Source organism: Streptomyces sp. NPDC001781, assembly GCF_053596035.1.
Genome location: NZ_JBSFFI010000011.1, coordinates 110,644 through 136,230 on the forward strand (window position 1 = coordinate 110,644; position 25,587 = coordinate 136,230).

Genomic DNA, 25,587 nt, shown 5'->3' on the forward strand with positions numbered 1-25,587 from the left:
GGTCTTCGCGTATGTGCAGGCAGATGCCGCCGGAACCAGCCATCTGCCACCTCTCACGTAATGATCTTGATGAGCTTCGCAGCAGGGCAGAGCACGTTTCGCGAGGCTGCACGCGTGGCCGTGTCGACCACCTGTGGACAGACCGAAGCCCCGGGCTCCTCACAGCCCGGGCACCGCATTCGATCGATCATGTCGGAGACGCCGTTGGAGGTGAGGGCGAAAGAGTTCTTGATCTGCTCGCGGGCAAGACGCACCAGGTCATCGGTGACGTTGTCGAACCGGCACCGCACCAGGACGTCAACCCGAGAGTCCGCACTGCTTGAGGCCGCGCCGAGGTCGGCCCCGCCCCTTGGCCGAGCCCCACGCGCACAATCCATATCCTCGGGCCATGAGACTCTTCCGACTGCGCGCCAAGCGGACGACTGAACCCCCTGTGTCGCGGGCCATGGCCCTGTACACGGCCGGGCGCTACGCAGATGCGGTGACCGAAGCCCGTGCCGTGGCCCGGTCGCTGCCGCACGATGACACGTACACACCGCTGGCCCTGAGCATCGCCGCAAACGCGACGGGCGCCCAGGGCCGCCACGCTGACGCTCTCGCCATTTACGACGAAGTGCTGCCGGCCGTCGGAAAATCCTTTGGAGCTGATCACTGGCAGACCCTGAAACTGCGCTCCGACCGCGCCCAGACGCTGGCCGCGCTCGGTCGGTACGCCGAGTGTGAGGCAGAGTGTGTGGCCGTCGCCCAGACCGCGAGCCGCGGTACAGGAGAGTCGCAAAACGTAGTAAGGGCTGCCAGTAATGGGCTGGTCTTCGCTCTCAGCGCGCAGGAGCGTCACCCTGAGGCCGAGGCACGCGCCCGCGAGACCCTGGCCGCCTATCCTGAACCAGACCGGTTGACTCTGGCATTGAGGCTCGGCCTGGCACGCAGCCTCAGTGGCCAAGCACGCTACGAGGAGGCCCTTGCCGAGGCGGAGCGCGCCCGTGAGCTGCGCCGCAGCTTGCCCGGTGGACAGAGCCGCGCAGAGACCGGCGCCATCGAGTTGGCCGTGGCCACTGCCCTCCTGGGACTACACCGCGGCATCGAAGCTCGCCTTCAGGCCGTAGCTGCCCACGATGCCTGTCTGGCCTCATTCGGCCCGGACCATCGCCGCACAGTCGAGGCTCAGGCTCTGCTGGACCGAATAGAGGGCGCTTGATCGGACGCGCATCGCAGCTCCGAACAGTGGTGTCCCAGGTGTCCGACTGTCCGATCAAGGCCGCCTGACGACGAGCCCCCCGAACCCCCCACCCCGGCACGGGCGGTCACCGTCACCCGAACCTTCCCCCTGACCGCCCCGGCCACCGTAGGCGCCGCCTCCGGCTTCGCGTCTCCGTGACCGTGGCTGTCGCGGTGACCGTGGCCGTGGCCGTAGGCGTCGGTAGGGCCTTGATACCGGCCACCGAGTTCGTCGTGTTCGGCTTCTGGGCGTCGCCCCGGCGCCGGCGCTGCCCCCGCCCAGGATCAACGCAAGCCCCAGAGCGCGGAGTTCGAAGCGCTTGCGGGCTGACTTGGGGGCGGGACGGGACGCGCGCGGCGGAGGCTGGAACGGCGGATGAGCCTCGCAGTAGGCCATGAGAAGCCCCCCCGCGAGTGCGTGAGAGATGAACCCATCAACGCCCGCACCTCACACGCGAGGAACTCGCCCAAGCAGTAACCGAGTTGCGACGACCCAACTCTCAACTACCCCCTCCCCAACCTCACTCCGGCAGCTCCGCCGCCGTCTCCTCGTTCTCGTTCGCCGCGTACGGGTGCACCGGCGACTCCGGTGTGTACGGCGTGAACCACGTGTCCGGGTCCTCCGGGGTCGCCGGGTGGGGCGGGGTCGGGGGGTGGAGGGTCGTGGCGAAGGTCTCCAGGGCCAGGGTGACCTCGTCCGACAGGAGGCTGTAGAGGTCGGCCGTCACCTCCGCCTGGTTCAGCAGCGACTTCAGGAGGAGTTCCTCGGCCAGGCAGGTGGGGTGGTCGAACGGGGGGCGGGTGAGGCGGCCCGTCAGGGTGATCGCGGTGACGGTGAGGCGGCGGGTGAACAGGACCGTGTAGGCGTCCGCCAGGTGCGGGGGGAGGTCGTCCAGGATCATGAACGTCGCGTTGCTGCGGGCGACCGTGGGGCCGTCGTCCTCCAGGGCGGCCAGGTCGGTGAAGAGCTCGTCCACCAGGAGGTCGATCGCGTAGACCACGGCGCCCGCCGCTATCTCCGCCGCCTCTCTGCCCACCTCGCACTCCGGCACCGATTCCTGGTGGCCGAACGCCTCCAGGGTGAACGCGGTGAGTGCCGGGGCGAGTTCGCGCAGCCTCGTGCGCATCGCCTGGCTCTCGGAGTGGCCGGGGCCGTCCACGGGCGCGGGGGTCGTGCCCGCGGCGTGCCGCCTCGCGCGTTCCGCCGGGTCCGACGGCGGGGCGTCCGGGCCGTCGGCCGCGTCGAGGCTCTCCTGGAGGAGCTCGGAGTTCAGTTCCACCGCGCAGCGGGTCAGGCGCCAGTCGGCGAGGGCCTCGGTGCGTTCCATCAGCTCCGTCACCACCTCGCGCGCGGCGTCCTCCGCGAACTCCAGCGCCGGGGCGTCCACGAACAGCTTCAGCAGGGCCCCGCCGGAATGGGCGGCGATCACGTCGTCCAGCAGGTCGACCTCCATGCCGTCCGGGCCCTCGACCGTCTCCAGCGAGTCGAAGCCCTTGCGCAGCAGGAAGATCACTCCCTCCCGGCGCAGGACGTCGAGTTCCGGAGCCCCCTGGGGCGGGGCCATCGCCACGGTCACCACGTATGTCACATGTTCATCGTGCCTGAGGCCGCGCCGTTCGGGGAGGTTAATCCGAGGTACGGAAGGTGAGGGCTCGCACGGGCGGCGGCCCGGCCACGTGAGGGGAAGGGGCGCCGGACGCGGGGAGACCGGCTCCCCGGGGCCCGGCTCACCACCTCTGGCCCCGTCAAGCCGACCGTTTCCCGGAAGCCGCCCTCTTCTTCGCCGGTGCCTTCTTCACCGCGGCCTTCTTCTCCGTCGCCTTCGACGTGGACTTGGCTGCCGTCTTCTTCGAGGTCCCCTTCGCCTCCCCCGCCTTCGACGTCGACTTACGGGCGCTCGCCGTCTTCTTCGCCGCCGTCCTGGACGTGGACTTCCGCGCCCCCGTCTCCTTGGGGGTGCCGCGTCCGTGCAGCCTGCGGACCTCCGCCTCGCTCTCCCCGCCCCGCGACTCGCGGGCCTCGCGGACACTCTTCTCCAGCGCGGCCATCAGGTCGAGGACCTTGCCGTCGCCGGCCGGGGCGGGGGTCGCGGGCGGGGTCTCGCCGGCGGCCTTGGCGGCGATGACCTCCTCGACGGCCTCGCGGTACTCGTCGTGCAGGTCGTCGAGGTCGACCTCGCCCAGGGTGTCCATGAGGGCGTCGGCGAGGTCCAGTTCCTTGTCTCGGACGGTGACGTCCACGTCGGGGGCGACGCCCTCGGGGGCGCGCACCTCGTCGGGCCAGAGCAGGCCGTGCAGGATGATCACGTCGTCGACCACGCGGAGCATCCCCAGCCGCTCCCGTCCGCGCAGCGCGAACTTGGCGACGGCGACCTTGTGGCTGCGCTTGAGGGCCTCGCGCAGCAAGGTGTACGGCTTGGCGGCCGGCGCTCCGGCGGCGGCGATGTAGTACGCCGCGTCCATCTGGAGCGGGTCGATGCGGTCGGCCGGGACGAAGGCGACGATCTCGATCGTGCGGGCGGTGGGCAGCGGGAGGTGGGAGAGGTCGTCGTCGGTGATCGGGATCATCTCGCCGTCGGCGCCCTCGTACGCCTTGCCGATCTCGGACTGGGTGACCTCGCGGTCCTCCAGTTCGCAGACCTTGCGGTAGCGGATGCGGCCGTTGTCCTCGGTGTGGACCTGGCGGAAGGAGACCGCGTGGCTCTCGGTGGCGTTGACCAGCTTGACGGGGATGCTGACGAGGCCGAAGGAGATGGCGCCGTTCCAGATGGATCGCACGTGCCGGGTCCCTTCCGTACGGTGTCGCTTCGTCCGATTCGTCCAGTTTCTGGGATTGTCATCCTATGACGCCAGTGACGGAGGTGGAGGGACGGCGGGTCTCGCTCAGCAATCTGGAGAAGGTGCTGTACCCGGAGACGGGGTTCACCAAGGGCGAGCTGCTGCACTACTACGCCACCGCCGCCGGGGTGCTGCTGCCGCATCTGCGGGACCGGGCGCTGTCCCTGCTGCGGTATCCGGACGGTCCGGGCGGGGAGGTGTTCTTCACCAAGAACGTGCCGCCGGGTACGCCCGACTGGGTCACGACCGCCGAGGTGCCCCGTTCGGCGGGCGCGGCCCGGATGGTGGTGGTCCAGGACCTGCCGAGCCTGATGTGGGCGGCGAACCTGGTGACCGAGTTCCACACCCACCAGTGGCGGGTCCAGGCCCCGGACGAGGCCGACCGGCTGGTGTTCGACCTCGACCCCGGCGCGCCCGCGAGCGTCGTCCACTGCTGCGAGGTCGCCCTGTGGCTGCGGGAGCGGCTCGCGGCGGACGGGATCGGGGCGTACGCCAAGACCGCCGGGTCCAAGGGGCTGCACCTGCTGGCGCCGGTTCGGGGCGGGTCCCCGGCGGAGGCGAGCGACTACGCCAAGGCGCTCGCGGTGGAGGCGGAGCGGGCGATGCCGGGGCTGGTGCTGCACCGGATGACCCGGAGCCTGCGGCCCGGCAAGGTGTTCGTCGACTGGAGCCAGAACGCCGCCCGCAAGACCACCGCCGCCCCCTACACCGTGCGCGCCCGCAGCGCCCCCACCGTCTCCGCGCCCGTCACCTGGGAAGAGGTCGAGGGCTGCCGCGACCCGGCCGGGCTGACGTTCCTCGCGGAGGACGTCGCGCCGAGGGTGGAGCGGTACGGGGATCTCCTCGCGGGCCTGCTGGACCCGCGGCGGACGGCCCCGCTGCCCTGAGGGCCTCCCGTGATCACACCCCTGCCCACGTCCGCCGGTCCCGCGCCCGGGCGTGCAGCGCCTCCACCTCGGTGGGCCGCAAGCCGGCGCCCGGCCGGGCGAGGCCGTCCAGCTCCGTCTCCCGCAGCACGCGCAGATCCCCGGCGTCCCCCGCCACCGCCACCTCGGCCGGTTCGACCAGGACCAGCACCGGGCGCACCCCTGCCGTCAGGGCGTACGCGGCCCGCTCGGCGTCGGCGTGCAGGCGGCGTGGGAGCGGTTCGGGCGGGCGGCGGCCGACCGCGACCAGTGGGCCGACGACCCGCACCCGGCGCCCGCGGGTGTGCAGCGCGCCGAGGACGAAGAGGCCGGCGGGGCCGATGAGCAGGTGCGGGATGCGGCCGCCGCCGGGGAGCGGTACGGAGTGCAGCGCGCGGCAGCCGGCCCCCTCCAGCCGGTCCAGGACCGCGCCGACGATCTGCTCCGCGAGCAGGGCGCGGCGGCGCGGGTCGGCCCGGAACCTGGGGGCGGGCTCGCGGTCGAGGGCGACCAGCAGGGCCTCGCCGGGACGGTTCGGGGCGAGATCGTCGTCCGGGGGCAGGGTCAGCCGGGCGAGTTCGGCGGCGTCGGGGACCGGGGGCGGGCCGAGGGTCACCGGGCCGGTGAGGAAGGGTTTCAGCGCGTCGAGCACGTCCCGCTCGCGCTCCGCGACGAGCAGGCTGACCCGGCCGCTCCCCCGGTCGTACCAGGCGACACGGCCCCCGCCCGCGTCGCACACGTACAGCCGTCCCCGGCTCGGCACCACTCTCAGTCCGCTCATCACACCATCACCCCCCATCCATGGGACCAGCGCGCCCCGAAGGGAGCAAGCACGACCTCCCCGATGGCCCACTGCGGCGCGCCTCCGCGCTCCACGGCTCCTAATGTGGCGGTTAGTCAGTTCCGTGCGCTTTCGGAGGTCTTCCATGTCCCTGCGTTCCGTCCTCTTCCACGGCCTGGCGCTGGCGGCCGTGACGGGCGTGCTGCTCGGCGGGGCCGTGCCCGCCGGTGCCGCGGACGGCCCGGCCGGGGGTGCGCCGGCGGCCCAGCAGGGCGGCCCCGACGGGCACGCGGGCGGGCGCGGTGACCGCGACCCGCGCCGGTACGCGGGTGTGGTGACCGCCAAGGGCGGCATCTGGCTGCACGACCGCCCGGACCGCGGCACCCGCCGCGTCCGCTTCGCGGAGCGGGGCGAGCGCGTGTCGGTCTACTGCAAGGTGAACGGCGACCGGGTGGGCGGCAACCCGCTCTGGTACCTGCTCACCGGCGGCACCTGGGCGTGGGCGTCGGCCCGGTACATCGGCAACGTCGGGTCCGTCCCGCGCTGGTGCTGACCTCCCGCCAGCGGAACACCCGCCGATGATCCAGGCCGGGACCGCGCCGCCCGCCTCCCGCACCGCCGCCCCGCGCCCCCGGCTGCCCCGGCGGCGCGGGGTCGAGCTGGCCCTGATCGTGCTGGCCGTGCTGCTGTCGGTGTACGGCTACTGCGCGGTCGGTCTGGCCCGCACCGGCGCCGTACCGTCCGGCGCGGCGGGGTACGGGGCCGGGCTGGGCGGGCTGGCGCTGCTGGCGCACATCGCGGTGCGGCTGCGGGCGCCGTACGCCGATCCGCTGCCGCTGCCCATCGCGGTGCTGCTGAACGGGCTCGGGCTGGTGCTGATCTACCGGCTCGACCTGCAGACCCCGGCCGACCGGGCGGCGCCGGCGCAGCTGGTGTGGTCGACGCTCGGGGTGGGGCTGTTCATCGTGGTCGTGCTGGTGCTGCGCGACCACCGGGTGCTCCAGCGGTACTCGTACGTGTGCGTGGCGGCGGCGCTGGTGCTGCTGCTGCTGCCGATCCTGTTCCCGGCGGTCAACGGCGCCCGGATCTGGATCAGGATCGCCGGATTCTCCATCCAGCCGGGCGAGTTCGCCAAGGTGCTCCTCGCGGTGTTCTTCGCCGCCTACCTGGCCGCGAACCGCAGTGCGCTCGCGTACACCGGGCGCCGGATCTGGCGGCTGCAGTTCCCGACCGGGCGGGTACTGGGGCCGATCGTGACGATCTGGCTGCTGAGCGTGGGGGTGCTGGTGCTGGAGCGGGACCTCGGCACCTCGCTGCTGTTCTTCGGTCTGTTCGTGGTGCTGCTGTACGTGGCGACGGGGCGGACCGGCTGGATCGCGGTGGGGCTGGTGCTGGCGGTGCTCGGCGCGTGGGCGGTGGGCCATCTGGAGCCGCACGTGCACGGCCGGATCGAGGACTGGCTGCGTCCCTTCGCCACCATCGACGCCGGTCAGGGGCCCAACCAGCTCGCCCAGTCGCTGTTCGCCTTCGCCGCGGGCGGTATGACCGGCACCGGGCTGGGCCTCGGCCATTCCACGCTGATCGGCTTCGCCACCAAGTCGGACTTCATCCTGGCGACAGCCGGCGAGGAACTGGGCCTCGCCGGACTCGCGGCGATCTTCCTGCTGTACGCGCTGCTGGTGGAGCGGGGTTTCAGGGCCGCGCTCGCCCTGCGGGAGCCGTTCGGGCGGCTGCTGGCGGTGGGGCTGGCGTCGATCCTGGCGCTCCAGGTGTTCGTGATCGCGGGCGGGGTGACCGGGCTGATCCCGCTGACCGGCATGGCGATGCCGTTCCTCGCCCAGGGCGGGTCCTCGGTGGTCACCAACTGGGCGATCGTGGCCCTGCTGATCCGGGTGAGCGACTCGGCGCGCAGCCAGTACGACGGCGAGGAGGCCACGTGAGCGGACCCGGCGAGTACGGCGACACCCCCGCCGGCCGCCCGATGGCCCCGTACATCCGGCACGCCCTGGTCTTCTGCGGCCTCCTGCTGCTGGCGCTGCTGGCGAACGCGGCCCGGGTGCAGGTGGTCGAGGCGGGCGCGTACGGCGACAACCCGGCCAACCGCCGCTCGGCCATCGCCCGTTACCAGCAGCCGCGCGGGAACATCCTGGTCGGCGGCGCGCCGGTGACCGGCTCCCGCGACACCGGGGAGCAGCTCCGCTACGAACGCACCTACCTGGACGGCCCGCTGTACGCCCCGGTGACGGGCTTCGCCTCGCAGCGGTTCGGCTCGACCTTCCTGGAGCACACGGAGGACCGGCTGCTGTCGGGCACCGATCCGCTGCTGTCGGGGTTCCCGGTGTGGCACGACACGGCCGACGGGATCGCGCCCGGCGGGAACGTCGTCACCACGCTGGACGCCGGGGCGCAGAAGGCCGCGTACCAGGGGCTGGGGGGCCGCACGGGGGCGGTGGCCGCGATCGAGCCGGCCACCGGCAAGGTGCTGGCGCTGGTGTCGACCCCGTCGTACGACCCGGCGCGGCTGTCGGGGAACGGTACGGACACGTCGGCGGCGTGGGAGCGCCTGAACGCTGATCCGGACAAGCCGATGCTGAACCGGGCGGTGCGGCAGACGTATCCGCCGGGGTCGACGTTCAAGGTGGTCACGGCGGCGGCCGCGCTGGACGCCGGGGTGGTCACGGACCTGGACGCGCCGACCGACTCCCCCGACCCGTACCGGCTGCCGGGCACCACGACCCGGCTGACGAACGAGGCCGACGGCTGCCGGGACGCCTCGCTGCGGGAGGCGTTCGCGTGGTCCTGCAACACGGTGTTCGCCAAGTTGGGCGTGGATGTGGGACTGAGGGACATGGCGGCGACGGCGGGGGCCTTCGGCTTCAACGACACGCGGCTCAGGGTGCCGTTCGCGGTGGCGGAGTCCACCTTCGACACCGTCGTGGACCGGGCGCAGCTCGGGCTGTCCTCCATCGGGCAGTACAACACGCGGGCCACCCCGCTCCAGATGGCGATGGTGTCGGCGGCGGTGGCGAACGGCGGGCAGGCGCGGGCGCCGTACCTGGTGGAGCGCACCACCCGCTCCGGCGGTGAGACGGTCGCGGGCAGCGGCGCGCGTCCGCCGACGCAGGTGATGCGGGCGTCGACGGCGTCCCGGCTGAAGGAGCTGATGCGGGACGCGGTGGAGCGCGGCACCGGCGGCAACGGGGCGATCCGGGGTGCCACGGTCGGCGGCAAGACGGGCACCGCGCAGCACGGGGTCGGCAACACCGGTCTCCCGTACGCCTGGTTCGTCTCCTGGGCGCAGGCGGACGGCTCGCCGGAGCCGGCGGTGGCGGTCGCGGTGGTGGTGGAGGACGCCTCGGCGGACCGGGGGGAGATCAGTGGGGGCGGGGACGCGGCGCCGATCGCCCGGGACGTGATGCGGGCGGTGCTGCGGTCCTCGGGGGCGGGCTGACCCGTCGTCGGTAAAAGTCGTGTGCAGGGCATTGACGCCCTTGCTGACACGCAGTCTCATAAGAGGCGGACGACGACGTACTCCCGGCTGGACGAGGTGACTTAAGGCCATGACGACCCTGACGGAAGCGGACGCGCTCGACGGGCTGCGCGACGCGCTGGGCGCGCTCAAGGACCGGGAGCAGGTGGCCGAGCGACTGCTCGTCTCCTCCGCCAGGCACTCCTTCGACCCGGACAAGGAGCTGGACTGGGACGCCCCGTTCGAGGAGGGCAAGTGGTTCTGGCCCCCGGAGCTGGTGTCGCTGTACGGCACCCCGATGTGGCACAGGATGAGCGAGGAGCAGCGCATCGACCTCTCCCGGCACGAGGCCGCCGCGCTCGCCTCGCTGGGCATCTGGTTCGAGCTGATCCTCATGCAGCTGCTGGTCCGGCACATCTACGACAAGCCGGCCACCAGCGCCCACGTCCGGTACGCGCTCACCGAGATCGAGGACGAGTGCCGGCACTCCAGGATGTTCGCCCGCGTGGTCACCCGCGGCGGCACCCCCTGGTACCCGGTGAGCCGGGCCCACCAGAACCTCGGGCGCCTGTTCAAGACCATCTCCACCACTCCCGGCTCCTTCACCGCCACCCTGCTCGGCGAGGAGGTGCTGGACTGGATGCAGCGGCTCACCTTCCCCGACGAGCGGGTGCAGCCCCTGATCCGGGGCGTCACGCGCATCCACGTGGTGGAGGAGGCCCGGCACGTCCGGTACGCCCGTGAGGAGCTGCGCCGCCAGATGGTGACGGCGCCGAAGTGGTCGCGGGAGTTCACCCGCGTCACCTCCGGCGAGTTCGCGCGGATCTTCTCCGTCGCCTTCGTCAACCCGGACGTGTACACCAACGTCGGCCTCGACAGGCGCGAGGCGGTGGCGCAGGTGAAGGCCAGCGGGCACCGGCGCGAGGTGATGCAGACCGGCGCGGGCCGGCTCACCGAGTTCCTGGACGAGATCGGCGTCCTGCGCGGCGCCGGACGTCGGCTGTGGAAGGCGTCGGGGCTGCTGGCGTAGCGACGCCGCCGGGCAGGGCGGCCGGGAGGGGAGCGATTACGCTGCCCGTCATGACCCCGCAGGCCGCAACCCCCGCCTACCGGCGCCTCAGCGTGGAGCAGCGCCGCAGCCAGCTCCTGGAATCGGCGCTGGCCCTCTTCGCGCACCGCGCCCCCGAGGACGTCTCGCTGGACGACGTGGCGGAGGCGGCGGGGGTCTCCCGCCCGCTGGTCTACCGCTACTTCCCCGGGGGCAAGCAGCAGCTCTACGAGGCCGCGCTGACGTCGGCCGCCGAGGCGCTGCGGCTCTGCTTCGACGAGCCCCGCGAGGGGCCCGCGGTGCCCCGGCTCGCACGGGTCGTCGACCGCTACCTGGCCTTCGTGGACGAGCACGACACCGGGTTCAGCGCGCTGCTCCAGGGCGGCAGCATGGTGGAGACCTCGCGGACCACGGCCATCGTGGACGGGGTGCGCCGGGCCGCCGCCGAGCACCTCTACCGCCACCTGGGGGTGACCGAGCCCGGGCCCCCGCTGCGGATGACGGTGCGGATGTGGATCGCGGCGGTCGAGGCGTCGTCGCTGATCTGGCTGGACGAGGACAAGCGGCCGCCGAGGGACGAGCTGCGGGACTGGCTGGTCGAGCAGTTCACCGCCGTGCTGGTGGTGACCGCCTCGCGCGACCCGCAGACGGCGGCCGTCGTCGCCGCGATCGCCGGGGATGACGCAGACTTGAGGGCGTGAAGAGCCAGGACACCCCCTTCGAGGGCGGACCGATGGACGGCCGGGTGCTGCCGGTGCTGCTCGGCCCGACCGGCCACCCCCCGAAGACGTACCGCATCCCGGTCCCCGACGCGGCCGGCGGCCCGCCCACCGTGCTGGTCTACCGGCGCGTCCCGCGCGGGCACAGCAGGAGGCTGGGGCTGGTGCGGGGGTGGAAGTACGTGCACGACCCCGAGGGCCTCGGCGACGCCGACCGGCTCCGCTGGCCCTGGTCCGGGCCGAAGCGGGACAACACGCCGCACGGCAAGCCGGACGACCCGACCGGGTGACAAGGTTGCGCCGGTCCGCGCACGTTCGGCGCGCAAACCCGCACGGCGCGGCACAAGCTCGGGTACGGAGGCAGGCGGGACGTCCGCCGCCCCGCGCACCGGAGGTGATGTCGTGTCAGCAACCCTGCTGCGCCTGGCCTGTACGGCCGCGATGGCGGCCCAGGTCGCCCTCGCGCCCGCACCCGCCCTGGCCGCGCCCGCGCCGCAGCGCACCGCGGCCGAACTGCTGACGGACCTTCAGCGGCTGTACCGGCAGACCGAGCAGGCCACCGAGAGCTACAACGCCACCGCCGAGAAGCTGACCGCGCAGCGTGCCGAGGTCAAGCGGCTGGACGGCGAACTGGTCACGGCGAGAATGGCGTTGCGGGACAGCCGGGGGGACGCCGGACGGCTCGCCCGGGAGCAGTACCGGAACAGCTCGAACTTCTCCGTCTACGTCCGCCTGCTCCTCGCCGCCGATCCGCAGCAGGCACTCGACGAGGGCCATGTCATCGGCCGCCTCGCCGGTGAACGCGCCGCCACACTGGACCGGCTGACCGGCGCCGAGAAGCGCGCGGAGTCTCTGGCCCGGTCGGCGCGCAGGGCGCTGGACACCAAGCTCACCCTGGCCGAGAAGCAGAAGAAGCAGCGCGACGACGTGACCAGGCGCCTCTCCGACGTGGAGCGGCTGCTCGCGTCCCTGACCCCCCGGCAGCAGACCGAGGTGTCCAGGCTGGAGCAGGACGGCGTGGCCGAGGCGCAGCGGCGGCTCACCGGCTCCGGCGCCCTCGGCGGCGACGACCGGCCCGCCTCCGCGGAGGGCGGCCAGGCGGTCCGCTTCGCCCTGGAGCAGATCGGCAAACCGTACCGCTGGGGCGCGGTGGGCCCCGCGTCCTTCGACTGCTCGGGCCTGACCTCCCGCGCCTGGGCCCGCGCGGGCACTCCCATCCCCCGCACCAGCCAGGAGCAGTGGGCCCGGCTCCCGCACGTCCCACTGAACTCGCTGCGCCCCGGCGACCTGGTGATCTACTTCCCCGAGGCCACCCATGTCGCCCTCTACCTGGGCGACGGCAAGGTGGTCCAGGCGCCCCGGACCGGTGAGAACGTCAAGATCTCCCCCCTGGCGGCCAACCCGGTCCTGGGCGCCGTACGACCCGACGCGGCCCCGCGCCGCCTGTGACAGGCGGGCACGGGGCCAGGAGGGTCGTCTGCGCGTCAGACGCCCGCGGCCACCGAGCCGAGGTACGCCTGCGTCTTGGCGGGGTCGTAGAAGAAGTCCTCGAAGTCGGCCGGGTCGTCGAAGCCGTTGGCGAAGCGGTCGGCGACCGGCTGGAGCTGGCCGGCGGCGCCGAGGAGGTCGAGGATGTGCTCCGGCGGCGGGGCGAGCATGGCGTTGGTCCACTTGGTGACGTGCTGGGCGACGGCCCAGTAGCGGTCGAAGGTGGCCTTCATCCACTCCTCGTCGAAGGGCTGGTCGCCGCGCTCCAGGATGGAGGCGAGGTAGGCGGCGGCGCACTTGGACGCCGAGTTGGAGCCCTGGCCGGTGATCGGGTCGTTGGCCACGACCACGTCGGCCACGCCGAGGACCAGGCCGCCGCCGGGAAGCCGGCCGATGGGGTTGCGCACGGTCGGCGCGTAGCGGCCCGAGAGAGTGCCGCCGGCGTCGGTCAGTTCGACCTTGGTGGCCCGCGCGTACTCCCAGGGCAGGAACTTCTCCATGAGCTCCAGGGTCAGGGAGAGGTGCTCCGCGGGGTCCTTGACGCCGTTGAACACATCGAGCGGGCCGCCGGGTACGCCCTCCCAGAACAGGATGTCGGCGCGGCCGGAGGTGGTCAGGGTCGGCATCACGAACATCTCGCCGACACCGGGCACCAGGTTGCAGCGGACCGCGTCGAACTCCGGGTGCTCCGGCCGCGGACCGAGCCCGTGGACGTACGCCACCGCGAGCGCGCGCTGCGGCTCGGTGTAGGGGGAGCGCTCCGGGTCGCGGCCGAACATCGACACCAGCTCGCCCTTGCCGGCCGAGACCAGCACCAGGTCGTAGGTGCGGGAGAAGTAGTCCAGGTCGCCGACGGCCGCGCCGTGGATGACGAGCTGGCCGCCGCGCTGGGCGAAGGTCTCCATCCAGCCGGCCATCTTGACCCGCTGGTCCACCGACTGGGCGTAGCCGTCCAGCTTGCCGACCCAGTCGATGGCCCGCTGGGAGGGGCCGGGGTCGAAGGAACCGGGGGCGGCGACCGAGACGCCGAGCCCCTCGATCCTCGGGGCCTGGGACTCCCAGAAGTTGAGCTGGAGGTCGCGCTCGTGCTGGAGCGCGGTGTCGAACATGCACTGCGTCGACATGACCCGGCCGGAGCGGATCTCGTCCGCCGTCCGGTTGGACATCAGGGTGACCTCGTAGCCGTGCGACTGGAGGCCGAGGGCGAGCTGGAGACCGGACTGGCCGGCTCCGACGACGAGTATCTTCCGCATGCGGGGGTGTCTCCTGTGAAAGCTCGGGGCTACTCGGGGGTTACGTCGAGCGCGTGGCCCACCAGGGCCAGGAGGGTCTCGATCGCTGAGATCCGGCGCCGCGCGTCCATGATCATGACAGGGATGTGCGCCGGTATGGTCAGTGCCTCCCGCACGTCCTCCGGCCCGAACATCTCGCTGTCGTCGAAGTGGTTGACCGCGACCACGTAGGGCAGGCCGCAGCTCTCGAAGTAGTCCAGCGCCGGGAAGCAGTCCTTGAGCCGGCGGGTGTCGGCCAGGACCACGGCGCCTATCGCGCCGCGCACCAGGTCGTCCCACATGAACCAGAACCGCTGCTGGCCCGGCGTGCCGAACAGGTAGAGCACCAGGTCGTCGTCGAGCGTGATGCGGCCGAAGTCCATGGCCACGGTCGTGGAGGTCTTGTCCGGCGTGGCGGTGAGGTCGTCGGTCTCCTCGCTCGCCTGCGTCATCAGCGCCTCGGTCTGGAGCGGGGTGATCTCCGAGACCGCGGTGACCAGGGTCGTCTTGCCGACGCCGAAGCCGCCCGCCACCACGATCTTCGTGGCGACGGGGGCCCGGCTGCGGTCCTGCTGCCAGGACTTCAGTTCCTCGACGGGCTCGGCCGGGCCGTCGGCGAGGGGAGCGTTTCCCACGGGGGCGGTCGCGTCAGAGACGGCGGAGTCCACTCAGCACCCTTTCCAGCAGCGCGCGGTCCGGACGGCCGGTGCCGTGACCGGTCCCGGTGCCGTAAACACGGATCTTTCCCTGGTCCGCGAGGTCGCTCAGGAGCACCCGGACCACGCCGAGCGGCATTCTCAGCAGCGCGGCGATCTCGGCCACCGTGCGCATACGGCGGCACAGTTCGACGATGGCGGCCATCTCCGGCATCACGCGCGGAGCGGGGCCGTTCGCCAGTTCCTTGCGCTCCTCCGGGGCGTCCAGCGCCGCGGTGCTGGCCACGAACGTCTCCACCAGGAGGACGTGGCCGAAGCGGGTGCGGCCGCCGGTGAGCGAGTAGGGGCGCACCCGGGCGGCCTTGCGGTCGCCGCCGCGCGTGGGGAGCTGCGTCTTCTTTGCGATGGCGCTCATCGGACGCTCCCGCTCGGTTCGGACTCCATGGACATCCGCAGCTCGCTGCGGAGTTCCGGGGTGAGCACATGCCCGGCCCGGCCGACGAAGAGCGCCATGTGGTACGCGATCACGCTCATGTCGCACTCGGCCGAGCCGTGCACGCCGAGCAGCGAGCCGTCGCTGATCGACATGACGAAGAGGCTGCCCTCGTCCATGGCGACCATCGTGTGCCTGACCGAGCCGTAGTCCATCAGCTTGGCGGCGCCCACGGTGAGGCTGCCGATGCCGGAGACGATGGTGGCGAGGTCGGCGGCCGAGCCGCGGGGGCCCTTGGCGGCCGGCCGGTTCTGCCGGTCCGCCTCGGCCCGGTTCGGGTCGGACGACAGCAGGAGCAGGCCGTCGGAGGAGACGACCGCGACCGACTGGATACCGGGTACTTCCTCGACCAGGTTGGTCAGCAGCCAATGCAGGTTGCGGGCTTCACTGCTCAGTCCGTAGGTACTGGGCGTGGTCAACTGCTTGCCTCCTCGGCGTGTCCCCCCGTGGACTCTTCGGCGTTCGCGCTGGTGACGGGCCGCTGGTTCTGCGCCGTGTGCTCGGCGATCTCCGCTTCGACGTCGCGGTACCCGGCCTGCGCGCCCTTGCGGAAGCCGCCGAGCCGGCGGCGCAGTGCCTCGGCGTCGACACCGGTGGCGCGCGGACGGACCGGAGCCTCGGGCGCGGTGATCTTCGGGGTGCGCTTGGGCAGGCCCTTGCTCGTCAGCTTCTCCTCCGTCTCGTCCGGGGCGCGGTCGTGCGTGGCCTCGGCGGGGAGGGGGGCGGCGCGCCCGGGGGCGTCCGCCGTGGTGGCGGTCGTGTCCCCGTCGGCGGGAGCGGCCGTCGGGAGCAGCAGCTCCATGGTGGTCTCGGGGGCCGGCTCCGGCGGCGCGGCGGGCGCCGGCCGGGGCGGCAGCGGGTGGGTGGCCTGGCGCGGGATCACCGCGTCGGAGGCGTCGGCCTGCCCCGCGCTCTCGCTGTCCGCCACGGCCTTCTCGGCGAGGGCGACGAGCGGGTCGGCGCCCTTGGGGCGGCCGCGCAGCACGTTCGAGTTGGACTCGGCGTCGGCGCCGGGCAGGGAGAAGCTCTGCGTGGCGTCGGTGCGGGTGGCGTGGTGCGGGACGGCGGCGGCCGGGGTCTCCGCGAGCAGCGACTGCGGCAGTACGACCACGGCGGCGACCCCGCCCTGCTTCTGCTCCCGCAACTGCACGCGGATGCCGTGCCGGTGCGCGAGCCGGGCGACGACGTACAGCCCGAGGCCGAGGCCGTCCTCGCCCTCCTGCTCGTACGGCGACTCGGCGTCGAAGTCGGCGAGGCGGCCGTTGAGCCGTTCCATGCGCTCGACGGCCATGCCGATGCCCTCGTCCTGCACCGACAGCATGACCTCGCCGGACTCCAGCAGCCAGGCGGAGACCTCGACGGGCAGGTCGGGCGGGGAGAACGAGCTGGCGTTCTCCATCAGTTCGGCCAGCAGGTGGGAGAGGTCGTCGGCGGCGAACCCGGCCACGTGGGCGTGCGGCGGCACCGCGGCGATCCGCACCCGCTCGTACCGCTCGATCTCGCTGACGGCCGCGCGGACCACGTCGACCAGTGGGACCGGGCCGTGGGCGGGCTGGACGTGCTCGGTGCCGGAGAGGACCAGGAGGTTCTCGCTGTGGCGCCGCATGACCGTGGCGAAGTGGTCGAGCTTGAACAGGGTGGCCAGGCGCTCCGGGTCCTGCTCGCGCTCCTCCAGCCCCTCGATGACGGAGAGCTGGCGCTCGACCAGGCCGAGGGTACGCAGCGCGAGGTTGACGAAGGTGCCGCCGATGCTCTCCCGCAGGCGGTCCAGCTGGGCGCTGGAGTCGTTCAGTTCGGCGCGCAGTTCCTCGCGGGCGTCGGCCATCTTCTGGCGCTGGCCCACCAGGTGCTTGCGGTCGGCCTCCAGGGTGGCGACCCGCTCGTGCAGGGCGACGGCGTGCGCGTGCAGGGCGTTCACGGAGCGGACGACCTGGGCGAACTCGTCGTTGCGCCCGGTGAAGGCGATCGGCTCCTGCCCGGCGGGGTCCTCGGCGCCGGCCAGACGGGCCGAACCCCGGCGCAGCACGGAGAGCGGACGGGTCAGGGTGCGGGCCATGGCGGTGGCGACGCCGACGGCGACCAGCATCAGGGCGCCGAGCACCGCGATGCGGATCTCCAGCCCGGTGACGTCGTCGTCCCGCAGGGTGGCGAGGCTCTGGCCCTGGCGCTCGTACAGGGCGGACTCCGCGCCGCGCATCAGGTCGACACGTGCGGACAGCGCGGCGTCCAGCTTCTTGGCGCTGACGGCGAGCTGCCGGTCGCCGAAGGTGGGCTGGGCGGTGAGGAAGTCCAGGTACTTGTCGGCCGAGTTGACCTCCGGCCCGGTGACCGTGGAGTCGTAGGAGCCGACGGCGTCCCTGGGCGCGGTCTCGCGGAAGGCGGCGAGGCCGGCGTCGGCGCGCAGCCGGGCCCGCTGGGCGGCGGTGGTGAGCGCGTCACGCCGCTTGGTGTCGGCCCCGGAGCTGCCGCTGCTGGTGACGGGCAGCCCGGTGACCGGGTTGATCGACGTGCTGGGTGTGGAGGGGACGCTGAGCGCGGCCAGCAGCAGGCCGCGCGCGGCGGCGGACTGCTGGACGGCGGAGTCCAGGCCGGCCAGCGCGTAGGCGCCGGTGCCGGCGCGCGGGGGCGTCCGGTCGGCCAGCTCCTCGGCGAGCCGGTGCAGCTCGGTGATGGTGGCCGAGTACGCCTGGTGGGTGCTGAGCGCGTCGGTCTTGCCGGTCAGCGCGGCGCGGCGGACGGATGCGACGCCGTCCAGCGCGGTGCGCACCCGGGACGGCAGGTCGCTGTCCGCGCGCAGCTCCTCGACCTGGCGGTCGACACGGGTGCCGCGCTGATCGGAGGGCGCCTTCGTCCTGGGGCGTCCGGCGGCCACGTAGGAGGTGACCTCGTCGCGCTCGTCGGCCAGCGAGTGGGCGAGCGCGAGGGCGTCCTGCGTCTCCTCCGCCAGGGTCACCAGCTTCTGGGACTCATGGAGGTCCCCGGAGGCGGTGAGCAGGGCGGGGGCGCCTGCCGCGGCTATGGCGGCGGCCACCACGGCCACGGCGACGATCAGCCGGTTGCGCACGTGGGTGGGGCGTCCAGCGCCCACGGGGTTCTGCTCGGCGGTCCCCTGGGGGGCCGTCTGCCTGCCTGTGCGCCGAGGCCGCTTCTTCTGCACCGGTGCTCGCAATCCTGAACTCGTCTACGGAAGGGCCGGGCGGCGCCCCGTCGTCTCGGTGCCAAGGGGTGCGTCACACCCGGTAGGTGGTTCCCGACCCTCCCAGCGCCGGTGGGCAGGGGCCGCGCATCACCTGACCCGCCACCCGAAGGAGTGAACATCGGAGGAGAGTTGGCGGGCAAGTCGCCGCGGCTCGCCGGACACCCCTGCGCGGCGGGCCGGTTGGACGCGCGGGGCAGCCTTTGGCAGTATTCGCCGCCACGGGTTCCCGGACCATGTCATTTGCCGCCAATTCCGGCGTCCGAGCCGGGCGATCACCCTGATCAGGGGGCGTACCCCGGCCGTTGGCCGCGCTCGTGAAGGGTTCGTGCAGACTGGCCGGGTGCGTACTGATCTCGTCTCGGAACCCGGCACCGCCGACCGGCCCAACGAGGACTTCGCGGGGGTCGGACTGCCCGCCTGCGGTCAGGGCGGTTGCGTGATCTTGCTGGACGGGGTGACACCGCCGCCGGACCCGCCGGGCTGCTCGCACCCGGTGCCCTGGTTCACCGCCCGGCTGGGCGGCGCGCTGACCGAACTGACCGTTTCCCACCGAGATCTGACGCTGGCGGAGATTCTCGGCCGGGCGATCACCCAAACGTCCGAGGCCCATCTGACCACGTGTGACCTTTCTCACCCGCGTACGCCCCAGGCGACGGCGGCGCTGGTCCGCTGGTCCGCACGGACGGTGGAGTACCTGGTGCTGTCGGACTCCGCGCTGCTGCTGCGCGCCCCGGACGGCACGGTGACCCCGGTGCTGGACGACCGGCTGGCCCGGCTGCCGCGCGGGGCGCTGACCAGCGCGGAGCGGGTGGACGCCGAGCTGCGCAACAAGGAGGGCGGCTTCTTCACGGCCGCCGCCGACCCGTCGGTGGCCCGGTACGCGGTCACCGGCTCGGTGCCGCGCGCCGAGGTGCGCTCGCTGGTCGCGCTGACCGACGGCGCGGCCCGCTGGACGCAGACGTTCCGCGAGGGCGACTGGACGGCCCTGTTCGACCTGGTCGCCGGGGAGGGCACCCGTGCCCTGGTGGAGCGGGTACGGGAGCTGGAGCTGGCGGACCGCGAGGAACGGGCGTTCCTGGGCCGCGGCAAGACGCACGACGACGCGACGGCCGTCCATGTGGAGCTGTGAGGGCTCCGGGACCGCCGGCTACTTCTCCGCGATGTCGTTCAGCTGGTGCAGCAGCCGGGCGAGCGCGGCGACCTCGCGGCGGTCCCAGTGGGCGAGCTGGCTGACGTAGCGGGCGCGACGGGCCTCCCTGACCCGGCCCACCCGGCCCCGCCCCTCATCGGTGAGCGTGACCAGCCAGGCGCGGCCGTCGGCCGGGTCGGGCTCGCGGGCGATCAGGCCGAGGTCCTCCAGGGCGCGCAACTGGCGGGACATGGTGGCCTTGCCGACGCCGATGTAGGCGGCCAGATCGGTGGCCCGCTGGGCGCCCTGCTCGTCGAGCCGGATGAGCAGCCCGTACGCGGCCGGTTCCAGGTCGGGGTGGACCTCGCGCGCCATCTCCCCCTGGTTGGCCCGGGCCCGCCGCAGCAGCACGGTCAGTTCACGCTCCAGCGCCAGGAATTCCTGGTCGGCACAGCGCGGCGCCACGGGTGTGATGGCCGCGCCCGTACCGTTGTTCCCGTCCTCGTGCACCTCTGTACCCCTGCCCGGTCTCGCCGTCTGAAACTTTCTGCCGGACCCCGTCATCGCCGCAGCTCCGCCAGTATTTCGCAGGCGTGGACCTACGGCGGCACCCGGATCCCCTTCCCACCCCCGCATCTGAGTGCGGAGCTTCCTGGACGGGCCGCTCGCGGCGGCCCGGCGCAACAGGCTCGCCGGTCTTTTCTCCCCCACTTCTCATGACGGAAGGCCACGCCATGCCCGTGCACAGACCCGGCTCCGCCCGCCCGCGCCCGTCCTCCTGGGCACGGCCCTGTTCGGCGCGCTCAGCCTCGTCCCCGGTGTCCTCTTCGCCGCTCCCGCGCAGGCCGCGCCCCACCGCGGCGACGCCTACGCTTCCGGCGGGCTGGGGCGTCCAGACCATGCGGCGGTACACCTCCTCCGGCCCGACGGCCGGCGACCACGAACGGTTCGACGGCGCCCTGGACCGGGTGCAGGCGCTCGCAGGCGGCTGAGCCCCGGGTACGCCGGAGGCCCGGGCCCCTCGCGGAAGGGGGCCCGGGCCTTCGCCACGCTCAGGCCGCGACCGGCTCCTCGGCCGCGGTGGCGGCGGGCGTGAGGGCCAGCTCCAGCACCTGGCGGACGTCGGTCACCGGGTGCACGTCGAGCTTCTCCAGCACCTCGGCCGGGACGTCGTCGAGATCGGCCTCGTTGCGCTTGGGGATGATCACGGTGGTCACCCCGGCGCGGTGCGCGGCGAGCAGCTTCTGCTTCACCCCGCCGATCGGCAGCACCCGCCCGGTCAGCGAGACCTCACCGGTCATCGCCACGTCCGTGCGGACCGGCCGGCCGGAGAGCAGTGAGGCCAGCGCGGTGGTCATCGTGACGCCCGCGCTCGGCCCGTCCTTGGGGACCGCGCCCGCCGGGAAGTGGACGTGCACACCCCGGTCCTTGAGGTCGGCCACCGGCAGCTCCAGCTCGGCGCCGTGGCTGCGCAGGAAGCTCAGCGCGATCTGCGCCGACTCCTTCATCACGTCACCGAGCTGCCCGGTCAGGGTCAGCCCCGCCGCGCCCGTCTCCGGGTCGGCGAGCGACGCCTCGACGTACAGCACGTCGCCGCCGGCGCCGGTGACCGCGAGTCCGGTCGCCACACCGGGGACGGCGGTACGGCGCTCGGCCGGGTCCTGGGCGGACTCGGGCACGTGGTGCGGGCGCCCGACCAGACCGCGCAGGTCCTCCTCGCCGACGGTGAACGGCAGTTCCCGCTCGCCCAGTTCGTGCTGGGCCGCGATTCTGCGGAGCAGCCGTGCCACGGTCCGCTCCAGGGTGCGCACGCCCGCCTCGCGGGTGTACTCGCCGGCGAGCCTGCGCAGCGCGCCCTCCTCCAGCGTCACCTCGTCGGCCGTGAGACCGGCGCGCTCCAGCTGGCGCGGGAGCAGGTGGTCGCGGGCGATGACGACCTTCTCGTCCTCGGTGTAGCCGTCGAGCCGGACGATCTCCATCCGGTCCGCCAGCGCCTCCGGGATCGCCTCCAGCACATTGGCGGTGGCGAGGAAGACCACGTCGGACAGGTCGAGTTCGACCTCCAGGTAGTGGTCCCGGAAGGTGTGGTTCTGCGCCGGGTCCAGCACTTCGAGCAGGGCGGCCGCCGGGTCGCCCCGGAAGTCCGAGCCGACCTTGTCGATCTCGTCGAGCAGCACGACCGGGTTCATCGACCCGGCCTCCTTGACCGCGCGGACGACACGGCCGGGCAGCGCGCCGACGTAGGTGCGCCGGTGGCCCCGGATCTCCGCCTCGTCGCGGACTCCGCCGAGCGCGACGCGGACGAACTTGCGCCCCATCGCATGTGCGACGGACTCCCCCAGACTGGTCTTTCCCACGCCGGGCGGGCCCACCAGGGCCAGCACGGCACCGCCGCGCCGTCCGCCGATCACGCCGAGGCCGCGCTCACCGCGCCGCTTGCGCACGGCGAGGTACTCGGTGATGCGCGCCTTCACGTCGTCCAGACCGGCGTGCTCGGCGTCCAGGACCTCCTTGGCGCCCTGGATGTCGTACGCGTCCTCGGTCCGCTCGTTCCACGGCATCTCCAGGACGGTGTCCAGCCAGGTGCGGATCCAGGAGCCCTCGGGCGACTGGTCGGAGGAGCGCTCCAGCTTCTCCACTTCCTTGAGCGCGGCCTCCCGGACGTGTCCGGGCAGGTCGGCGGCCTCCACGCGGGCGCGGTAGTCGTCGGACTCCTCGGCCGCGTCCGGGCCGTCGCCGTTCAGCTCGCGCAGCTCCTTGCGGACCGCTTCGAGCTGGCGGCGCAGCAGGAACTCGCGCTGCTGCCTGTCGACGCCCTCCTGGACGTCCTTGGCGATGGTCTCGGCCACGTCCTGCTCGGCGAGGTGGTCGCGGAGCTGCTGGGCGGCGAGCCTGAGCCGGGCCACCGGGTCGGTGGTCTCCAGCAGCTCGGTCTTCTGGTCGGTGGTGAGGAACGGCGAGTATCCGGAGTTGTCGGCGAGCGCGGAGACGTCGTCGATGGCCTGGACCCGGTCCACCACCTGCCAGGCGCCGCGCTTGCGCAGCCAGGTGGTGGCCAGTGCCTTGTACTCCTTGACCAGGTCGGTCACCTGACCGGGCAGCGGGTCGGGCACGGTCTCCTCGACCCGGACGCCCTCGACCCACAGCGCGGCGCCGGGGCCGGTGGTGCCCGCGCCGATGCGCACCCGGTGTCGGCCCTTGACCAGCGCGCCGGGGTCGCCGTCGGCGAGTCTGCCGACCTGCTCCACGGTGCCGAGCACGCCGGTCTTCGCGTAGGTGCCGTCGATGCGCGGGACCAGCAGCACCCTGGGCTTGCCGGACTCGGCGCGCGCGGCGGACTGGGCGGCCTCCACGGCGGCCCTGATCTCGGCGTCGCTCAGGTCGAGCGGCACGACCATGCCGGGCAGCACGATCTCGCCGTCGAGCGGCAGCACGGGCAGAACGAGCGTGGCCTCCATGGACTCACCCGACTCAGCAGCCATGATCTCCCCTTCGGCAGTCAACTTGAGTAACACTGGCTCAATGCTCCTGAGTGGTTCAATGTTCCCCGAACATCGTTCGCTGTCGGCGAACGCAGACCCGCCGGGCGGACGGGGCAGGATGACCGCATGACTGGCACGCACGACGGCGCCGCGGACACGGAGGTCCTGGACCGGCGCGTGGGACCGTACGGGGAGGTGGCGCTGCGCCGCAGCGGGGCGCTGCTCCAGATCATCGCCAACGGATGCTTCCTGATGGACACCTCCGACGGCCGCTCGGAACGGCTGCTCGTGGACGCCGCGCGGGACGCGCTGGACGACCGGCCGGCGCCGGAGGTGCTGATCGGCGGGCTCGGCGTCGGCTTCTCACTGGCGCACGCCGCCGCCGACCCCCGCTGGGGACGCATCACCGTCGTCGAGCGCGAGCCCGCCGTCATCGACTGGCACCGCGACGGCCCGCTGGCCGCGATCTCCGCCGGGGCGACGGCCGACCCGCGCACCCGCGTCGTGGAGGCGGATCTCGTCGGCTACGTCAATGAGACATCCGACACGTTCGACGCGCTGTGCCTCGACATCGACAACGGACCCGGCTGGACGGTGACGGAGGGCAACCAGGGGCTCTACACGCCCGACGGACTGGCTGCGTGCGCAAGGGTGTTGAGGCCCGGCGGAGTACTGGCGACCTGGTCTGCGCAGCCCTCCCCGGAATTTGAAGGAACCTTGCGGAATGCCGGGTTCCGACAGGTGCGTACCGAAGAGGTCCCCGTTGCCCGTGGCGTTCCCGACGTGGTCCATCTCGCCGTCCGACCTGGATAGCGACGGCCCGGCGTGTCCCCGTAATGTGCAGCGTGACGCGGATCATTCAAGCGTCAATCGCAGTCATGGGATCACCCCCACGGATTCCGGAAAGCAACAGGGGCGGGCGATGGAGCAGACACACACCTCCCAGACCGGTGCGGCGACGACCTCACAGGGCGCGCAGCGCCGGGTACTGGTCGTCGAGGACGACCCCACGATCGTCGACGCCATCGCGGCCCGGCTCCGCGCCGAGGGATTCCTCGTGCAGACGGCCGGTGACGGTCCGTCGGCGGTCGACACGGCCGAGGCCTGGCAGCCCGACCTGCTGATCCTCGACATCATGCTGCCCGGCTTCGACGGCCTGGAGGTGTGCCGCCGCGTGCAGGCGTCCCGCCCGGTGCCGGTGATGATGCTGACCGCGCGCGACGACGAGACCGACATGCTGGTGGGCCTCGGAGTCGGCGCCGACGACTACATGACCAAGCCGTTCTCCATGCGGGAGCTGGCCGCACGCGTGCACGTCCTGCTGCGCCGCATGGAGCGCGCCGCGCTCGCCGCGACCACGCCCCGCTCCGGGATACTCCGGCTCGGCGAGCTGGAGATCGACCACGCCCAGCGCCGGGTGCGCGTGAAGGCGGACGACGTCCACCTGACGCCCACCGAGTTCGACCTGCTGGTGTGCCTGGCCAGCACCCCGCGCGCGGTGCTCTCCCGCGAGCAGCTGCTCGCCGAGGTCTGGGACTGGGCGGACGCCTCCGGCACCCGGACCGTGGACAGCCACATCAAGGCCCTGCGCCGGAAGATCGGCGCCGAGCGCATCCGCACGGTGCACGGGGTCGGTTACGCGCTGGAGACGCCGACGCCGTGAGCCGGGGACGGGAAGCGGGGCGCCGGCGCTCCGGGGACGGACCCTGGGGCGGCGTACGCCCGTTCTCGATCAAGACGAAGCTGGGCGCGCTGGTCGTCATCTCGGTGCTGATCACCACCGGTCTCTCCATGATCGCGGTGCACACCAAGACCGAGCTGCGCTTCATCACCGTCTTCTCGATGATCGCCACGCTGCTGATCACCCAGTTCGTGGCCCACTCGCTCACCGCGCCGCTGGACGAGATGAACGCGGTGGCCCGCTCCATCTCGCACGGCGACTACACGCGCCGGGTGAGCGAGGGCCGCCGCGACGAGCTGGGCGACCTCGCCGTCACGATCAACGTCATGGCGGACGAGCTGGAGGCCCAGGACCTCCAGCGCAAGGAGCTGGTGGCGAACGTCTCCCACGAGCTGCGCACCCCCATCGCCGGCCTGCGCGCCGTGCTGGAGAACATCGTCGACGGTGTCACCGAGGCCGACCCGGAGACCATGCGCACCGCGCTGCGCCAGACCGACCGGCTCGGCCGGCTGGTGGAGACCCTGCTCGACCTCTCCCGCCTCGACAACGGCGTGGTCCCGCTGAAGGCCCGCCGCTTCGAGGTGTGGCCGTACCTGTCCGGGGTGCTCAAGGAGGCCAACATGGTCGCCTCCGCGCGCGCCGGCATCGCCTCCGGCTCCGGCAGCCACACCCGTACCGACGTGCATCTGCACCTGGACGTGTCCCCGCCGGAGCTGACCGCGCACGCCGATCCCGAGCGCATCCACCAGGTCGTGGCGAACCTCATAGACAACGCCGTCAAGCACAGCCCGCCGCACGGCCGGGTGACGGTGAAGGCCCGGCGCGGCTCGCGCCCGGAGTCGCTGGAGCTGGAGGTGCTGGACGAGGGTCCGGGCATCCCCCGCTCGGAGTGGCACCGCGTGTTCGAGCGGTTCAACCGGGGCGCGGTGACCCGCCCGCACGGTCCGGGCAGCGACGGCGGCACCGGTCTGGGGCTGGCCATCGCCCGGTGGGCGGTGGATCTGCACGGCGGCCGGATCGGTGTGGCCGAATCCGAGCGGGGCTGCCGAATCATCGTCACCCTTCCAGGGGTCGATCCGGCGTCGAGTTGACGCTCCGGGCCCGCATGGGGTTCAGTCGGATGATCAAGATCACAATCGTTCGCCGCGGCGGACACGTGTGATCAGGCACGGGCCGGCGCGATGCGCGGAGCGAGGGCGCTCAGGGCCCC

Annotated in this window: 23 protein-coding genes and 1 pseudogene; 14 read left to right on the forward strand and 10 right to left on the reverse strand. The window is 72.8% G+C overall.

Features of this window, described 5'->3' with window-relative positions; all coding sequences use genetic code 11:
• Positions 1–388: 388 nt before the first annotated feature.
• Positions 389–1,198, forward strand: a complete 810-nt coding sequence (locus ACWCV3_RS13310) for a tetratricopeptide repeat protein (RefSeq protein WP_451222560.1) — start codon at positions 389–391, stop codon at positions 1,196–1,198.
• A 541-nt stretch (positions 1,199–1,739) separates the two neighbouring features.
• Here ACWCV3_RS13310 and ACWCV3_RS13315 read toward each other — a convergent pair.
• Entirely contained in the window at positions 1,740–2,807 is a 1,068-nt protein-coding gene (locus tag ACWCV3_RS13315; protein WP_451222562.1) for a hypothetical protein, read from the reverse strand.
• A 157-nt stretch (positions 2,808–2,964) separates the two neighbouring features.
• The gene (gene ku / locus ACWCV3_RS13320) at positions 2,965–3,996 is read right to left on the reverse strand and encodes a non-homologous end joining protein Ku (RefSeq protein ID WP_451222564.1); all 1,032 of its coding nucleotides are present in this window, start codon (positions 3,994–3,996) and stop codon (positions 2,965–2,967) included.
• A 65-nt stretch (positions 3,997–4,061) separates the two neighbouring features.
• On the opposite strand from ku, the gene ligD reads away from it, so the two are divergent.
• Positions 4,062–4,943 carry a non-homologous end-joining DNA ligase gene (ligD, locus tag ACWCV3_RS13325; RefSeq protein WP_451222566.1) on the forward strand — a complete coding sequence of 294 codons (882 nt, stop codon included), beginning with the start codon at positions 4,062–4,064 and terminating at the stop codon, positions 4,941–4,943.
• 13 nt (positions 4,944–4,956) lie between these two features.
• Here the strand turns inward: ligD and ACWCV3_RS13330 are convergent, their stop codons facing one another.
• A complete protein-coding gene (locus ACWCV3_RS13330) occupies positions 4,957–5,742 on the reverse strand; it encodes an NERD domain-containing protein (protein ID WP_451222568.1) in 786 nt (261 codons plus the stop codon).
• A 145-nt stretch (positions 5,743–5,887) separates the two neighbouring features.
• Here ACWCV3_RS13330 and ACWCV3_RS13335 point away from each other — a divergent pair, with 145 nt between their 5' ends.
• The 7 genes from ACWCV3_RS13335 to ACWCV3_RS13365 all read left to right on the forward strand — a co-directional run bounded on the left by ACWCV3_RS13335 (position 5,888) and on the right by ACWCV3_RS13365 (position 12,427).
• Positions 5,888–6,295 carry an SH3 domain-containing protein gene (locus tag ACWCV3_RS13335; RefSeq protein WP_451222570.1) on the forward strand — a complete coding sequence of 136 codons (408 nt, stop codon included), beginning with the start codon at positions 5,888–5,890 and terminating at the stop codon, positions 6,293–6,295.
• Between the two features lie 25 nt (positions 6,296–6,320).
• Complete coding sequence (locus ACWCV3_RS13340; protein ID WP_451222572.1) at positions 6,321–7,682, forward strand: FtsW/RodA/SpoVE family cell cycle protein; 1,362 nt, start codon at positions 6,321–6,323, stop codon at positions 7,680–7,682.
• 41 nt (positions 7,683–7,723) lie between these two features.
• Positions 7,724–9,193 (forward strand): penicillin-binding transpeptidase domain-containing protein, encoded by a 1,470-nt coding sequence (locus ACWCV3_RS13345; protein WP_451222677.1) that lies wholly within the window; start codon positions 7,724–7,726, stop codon positions 9,191–9,193.
• Positions 9,194–9,302: 109 nt separating this feature from the next.
• Positions 9,303–10,241: an AurF N-oxygenase family protein gene (locus tag ACWCV3_RS13350; RefSeq protein WP_451222574.1), complete on the forward strand. Its 939-nt coding sequence runs from the start codon at positions 9,303–9,305 to the stop codon at positions 10,239–10,241.
• A gap of 50 nt (positions 10,242–10,291) precedes the next feature.
• On the forward strand, positions 10,292–10,960 hold the full coding sequence (locus ACWCV3_RS13355; RefSeq protein WP_451222576.1) for a TetR/AcrR family transcriptional regulator: 669 nt from the start codon (positions 10,292–10,294) through the stop codon (positions 10,958–10,960).
• Entirely contained in the window at positions 10,957–11,268 is a 312-nt protein-coding gene (locus ACWCV3_RS13360) for a hypothetical protein (RefSeq protein WP_451222578.1), read from the forward strand. Before ACWCV3_RS13355 ends, ACWCV3_RS13360 begins: the two co-directional genes overlap by 4 nt.
• A 112-nt stretch (positions 11,269–11,380) precedes the next feature.
• Positions 11,381–12,427 carry an NlpC/P60 family protein gene (locus ACWCV3_RS13365; RefSeq protein WP_451222580.1) on the forward strand — a complete coding sequence of 349 codons (1,047 nt, stop codon included), beginning with the start codon at positions 11,381–11,383 and terminating at the stop codon, positions 12,425–12,427.
• 35 nt (positions 12,428–12,462) lie between these two features.
• Here ACWCV3_RS13365 and ACWCV3_RS13370 read toward each other — a convergent pair whose 3' ends face one another.
• From ACWCV3_RS13370 to ACWCV3_RS13390, 5 genes are read right to left on the reverse strand one after another with little or no spacing between them, the layout of a single operon-like run.
• Positions 12,463–13,719 carry a styrene monooxygenase/indole monooxygenase family protein gene (locus ACWCV3_RS13370; RefSeq protein ID WP_451222582.1) on the reverse strand — a complete coding sequence of 419 codons (1,257 nt, stop codon included), beginning with the start codon at positions 13,717–13,719 and terminating at the stop codon, positions 12,463–12,465.
• Positions 13,720–13,748: 29 nt separating this feature from the next.
• Entirely contained in the window at positions 13,749–14,405 is a 657-nt protein-coding gene (locus ACWCV3_RS13375; RefSeq protein ID WP_451222584.1) for a GTP-binding protein, read from the reverse strand.
• Positions 14,386–14,808, reverse strand: a complete 423-nt coding sequence (locus ACWCV3_RS13380; protein ID WP_451222586.1) for a DUF742 domain-containing protein — start codon at positions 14,806–14,808, stop codon at positions 14,386–14,388. Before ACWCV3_RS13380 ends, ACWCV3_RS13375 begins: the two co-directional genes overlap by 20 nt.
• On the reverse strand, positions 14,805–15,305 hold the full coding sequence (locus ACWCV3_RS13385) for a roadblock/LC7 domain-containing protein (protein WP_451222588.1): 501 nt from the start codon (positions 15,303–15,305) through the stop codon (positions 14,805–14,807). The genes ACWCV3_RS13380 and ACWCV3_RS13385 overlap by 4 nt, the downstream gene beginning before the upstream one ends.
• Entirely contained in the window at positions 15,302–18,043 is a 2,742-nt protein-coding gene (locus ACWCV3_RS13390; protein WP_451222590.1) for a sensor histidine kinase, read from the reverse strand. The genes ACWCV3_RS13385 and ACWCV3_RS13390 overlap by 4 nt, the downstream gene beginning before the upstream one ends.
• Positions 18,044–18,425: 382 nt before the next feature.
• On the opposite strand from ACWCV3_RS13390, the gene ACWCV3_RS13395 reads away from it, so the two are divergent.
• A complete protein-coding gene (locus tag ACWCV3_RS13395; protein WP_451222591.1) occupies positions 18,426–19,214 on the forward strand; it encodes a hypothetical protein in 789 nt (262 codons plus the stop codon).
• Between the two features lie 18 nt (positions 19,215–19,232).
• Here ACWCV3_RS13395 and ACWCV3_RS13400 read toward each other — a convergent pair whose 3' ends face one another.
• A complete protein-coding gene (locus ACWCV3_RS13400; protein WP_451222593.1) occupies positions 19,233–19,724 on the reverse strand; it encodes a MarR family winged helix-turn-helix transcriptional regulator in 492 nt (163 codons plus the stop codon).
• 359 nt (positions 19,725–20,083) lie between these two features.
• Here ACWCV3_RS13400 and ACWCV3_RS13405 point away from each other — a divergent pair.
• Positions 20,084–20,206: pseudogene (locus ACWCV3_RS13405) on the forward strand (lysozyme); the annotation flags it as partial.
• A gap of 60 nt (positions 20,207–20,266) precedes the next feature.
• Here the strand turns inward: ACWCV3_RS13405 and lon are convergent.
• The gene (lon, locus tag ACWCV3_RS13410; protein ID WP_451222595.1) at positions 20,267–22,696 is read right to left on the reverse strand and encodes an endopeptidase La; all 2,430 of its coding nucleotides are present in this window, start codon (positions 22,694–22,696) and stop codon (positions 20,267–20,269) included.
• 126 nt (positions 22,697–22,822) lie between these two features.
• Between lon and ACWCV3_RS13415 the strand changes: the two genes are divergently transcribed.
• The 3 genes from ACWCV3_RS13415 to ACWCV3_RS13425 all read left to right on the forward strand — a co-directional run bounded on the left by ACWCV3_RS13415 (position 22,823) and on the right by ACWCV3_RS13425 (position 25,468).
• Positions 22,823–23,509 carry a spermine/spermidine synthase domain-containing protein gene (locus tag ACWCV3_RS13415; protein ID WP_451222597.1) on the forward strand — a complete coding sequence of 229 codons (687 nt, stop codon included), beginning with the start codon at positions 22,823–22,825 and terminating at the stop codon, positions 23,507–23,509.
• Positions 23,510–23,618: 109 nt separating this feature from the next.
• Complete coding sequence (locus ACWCV3_RS13420; RefSeq protein WP_451222599.1) at positions 23,619–24,359, forward strand: response regulator transcription factor; 741 nt, start codon at positions 23,619–23,621, stop codon at positions 24,357–24,359.
• Positions 24,356–25,468: a HAMP domain-containing sensor histidine kinase gene (locus ACWCV3_RS13425; protein WP_451222601.1), complete on the forward strand. Its 1,113-nt coding sequence runs from the start codon at positions 24,356–24,358 to the stop codon at positions 25,466–25,468. The genes ACWCV3_RS13420 and ACWCV3_RS13425 overlap by 4 nt, the downstream gene beginning before the upstream one ends.
• Positions 25,469–25,587 lie beyond the last annotated feature (119 nt).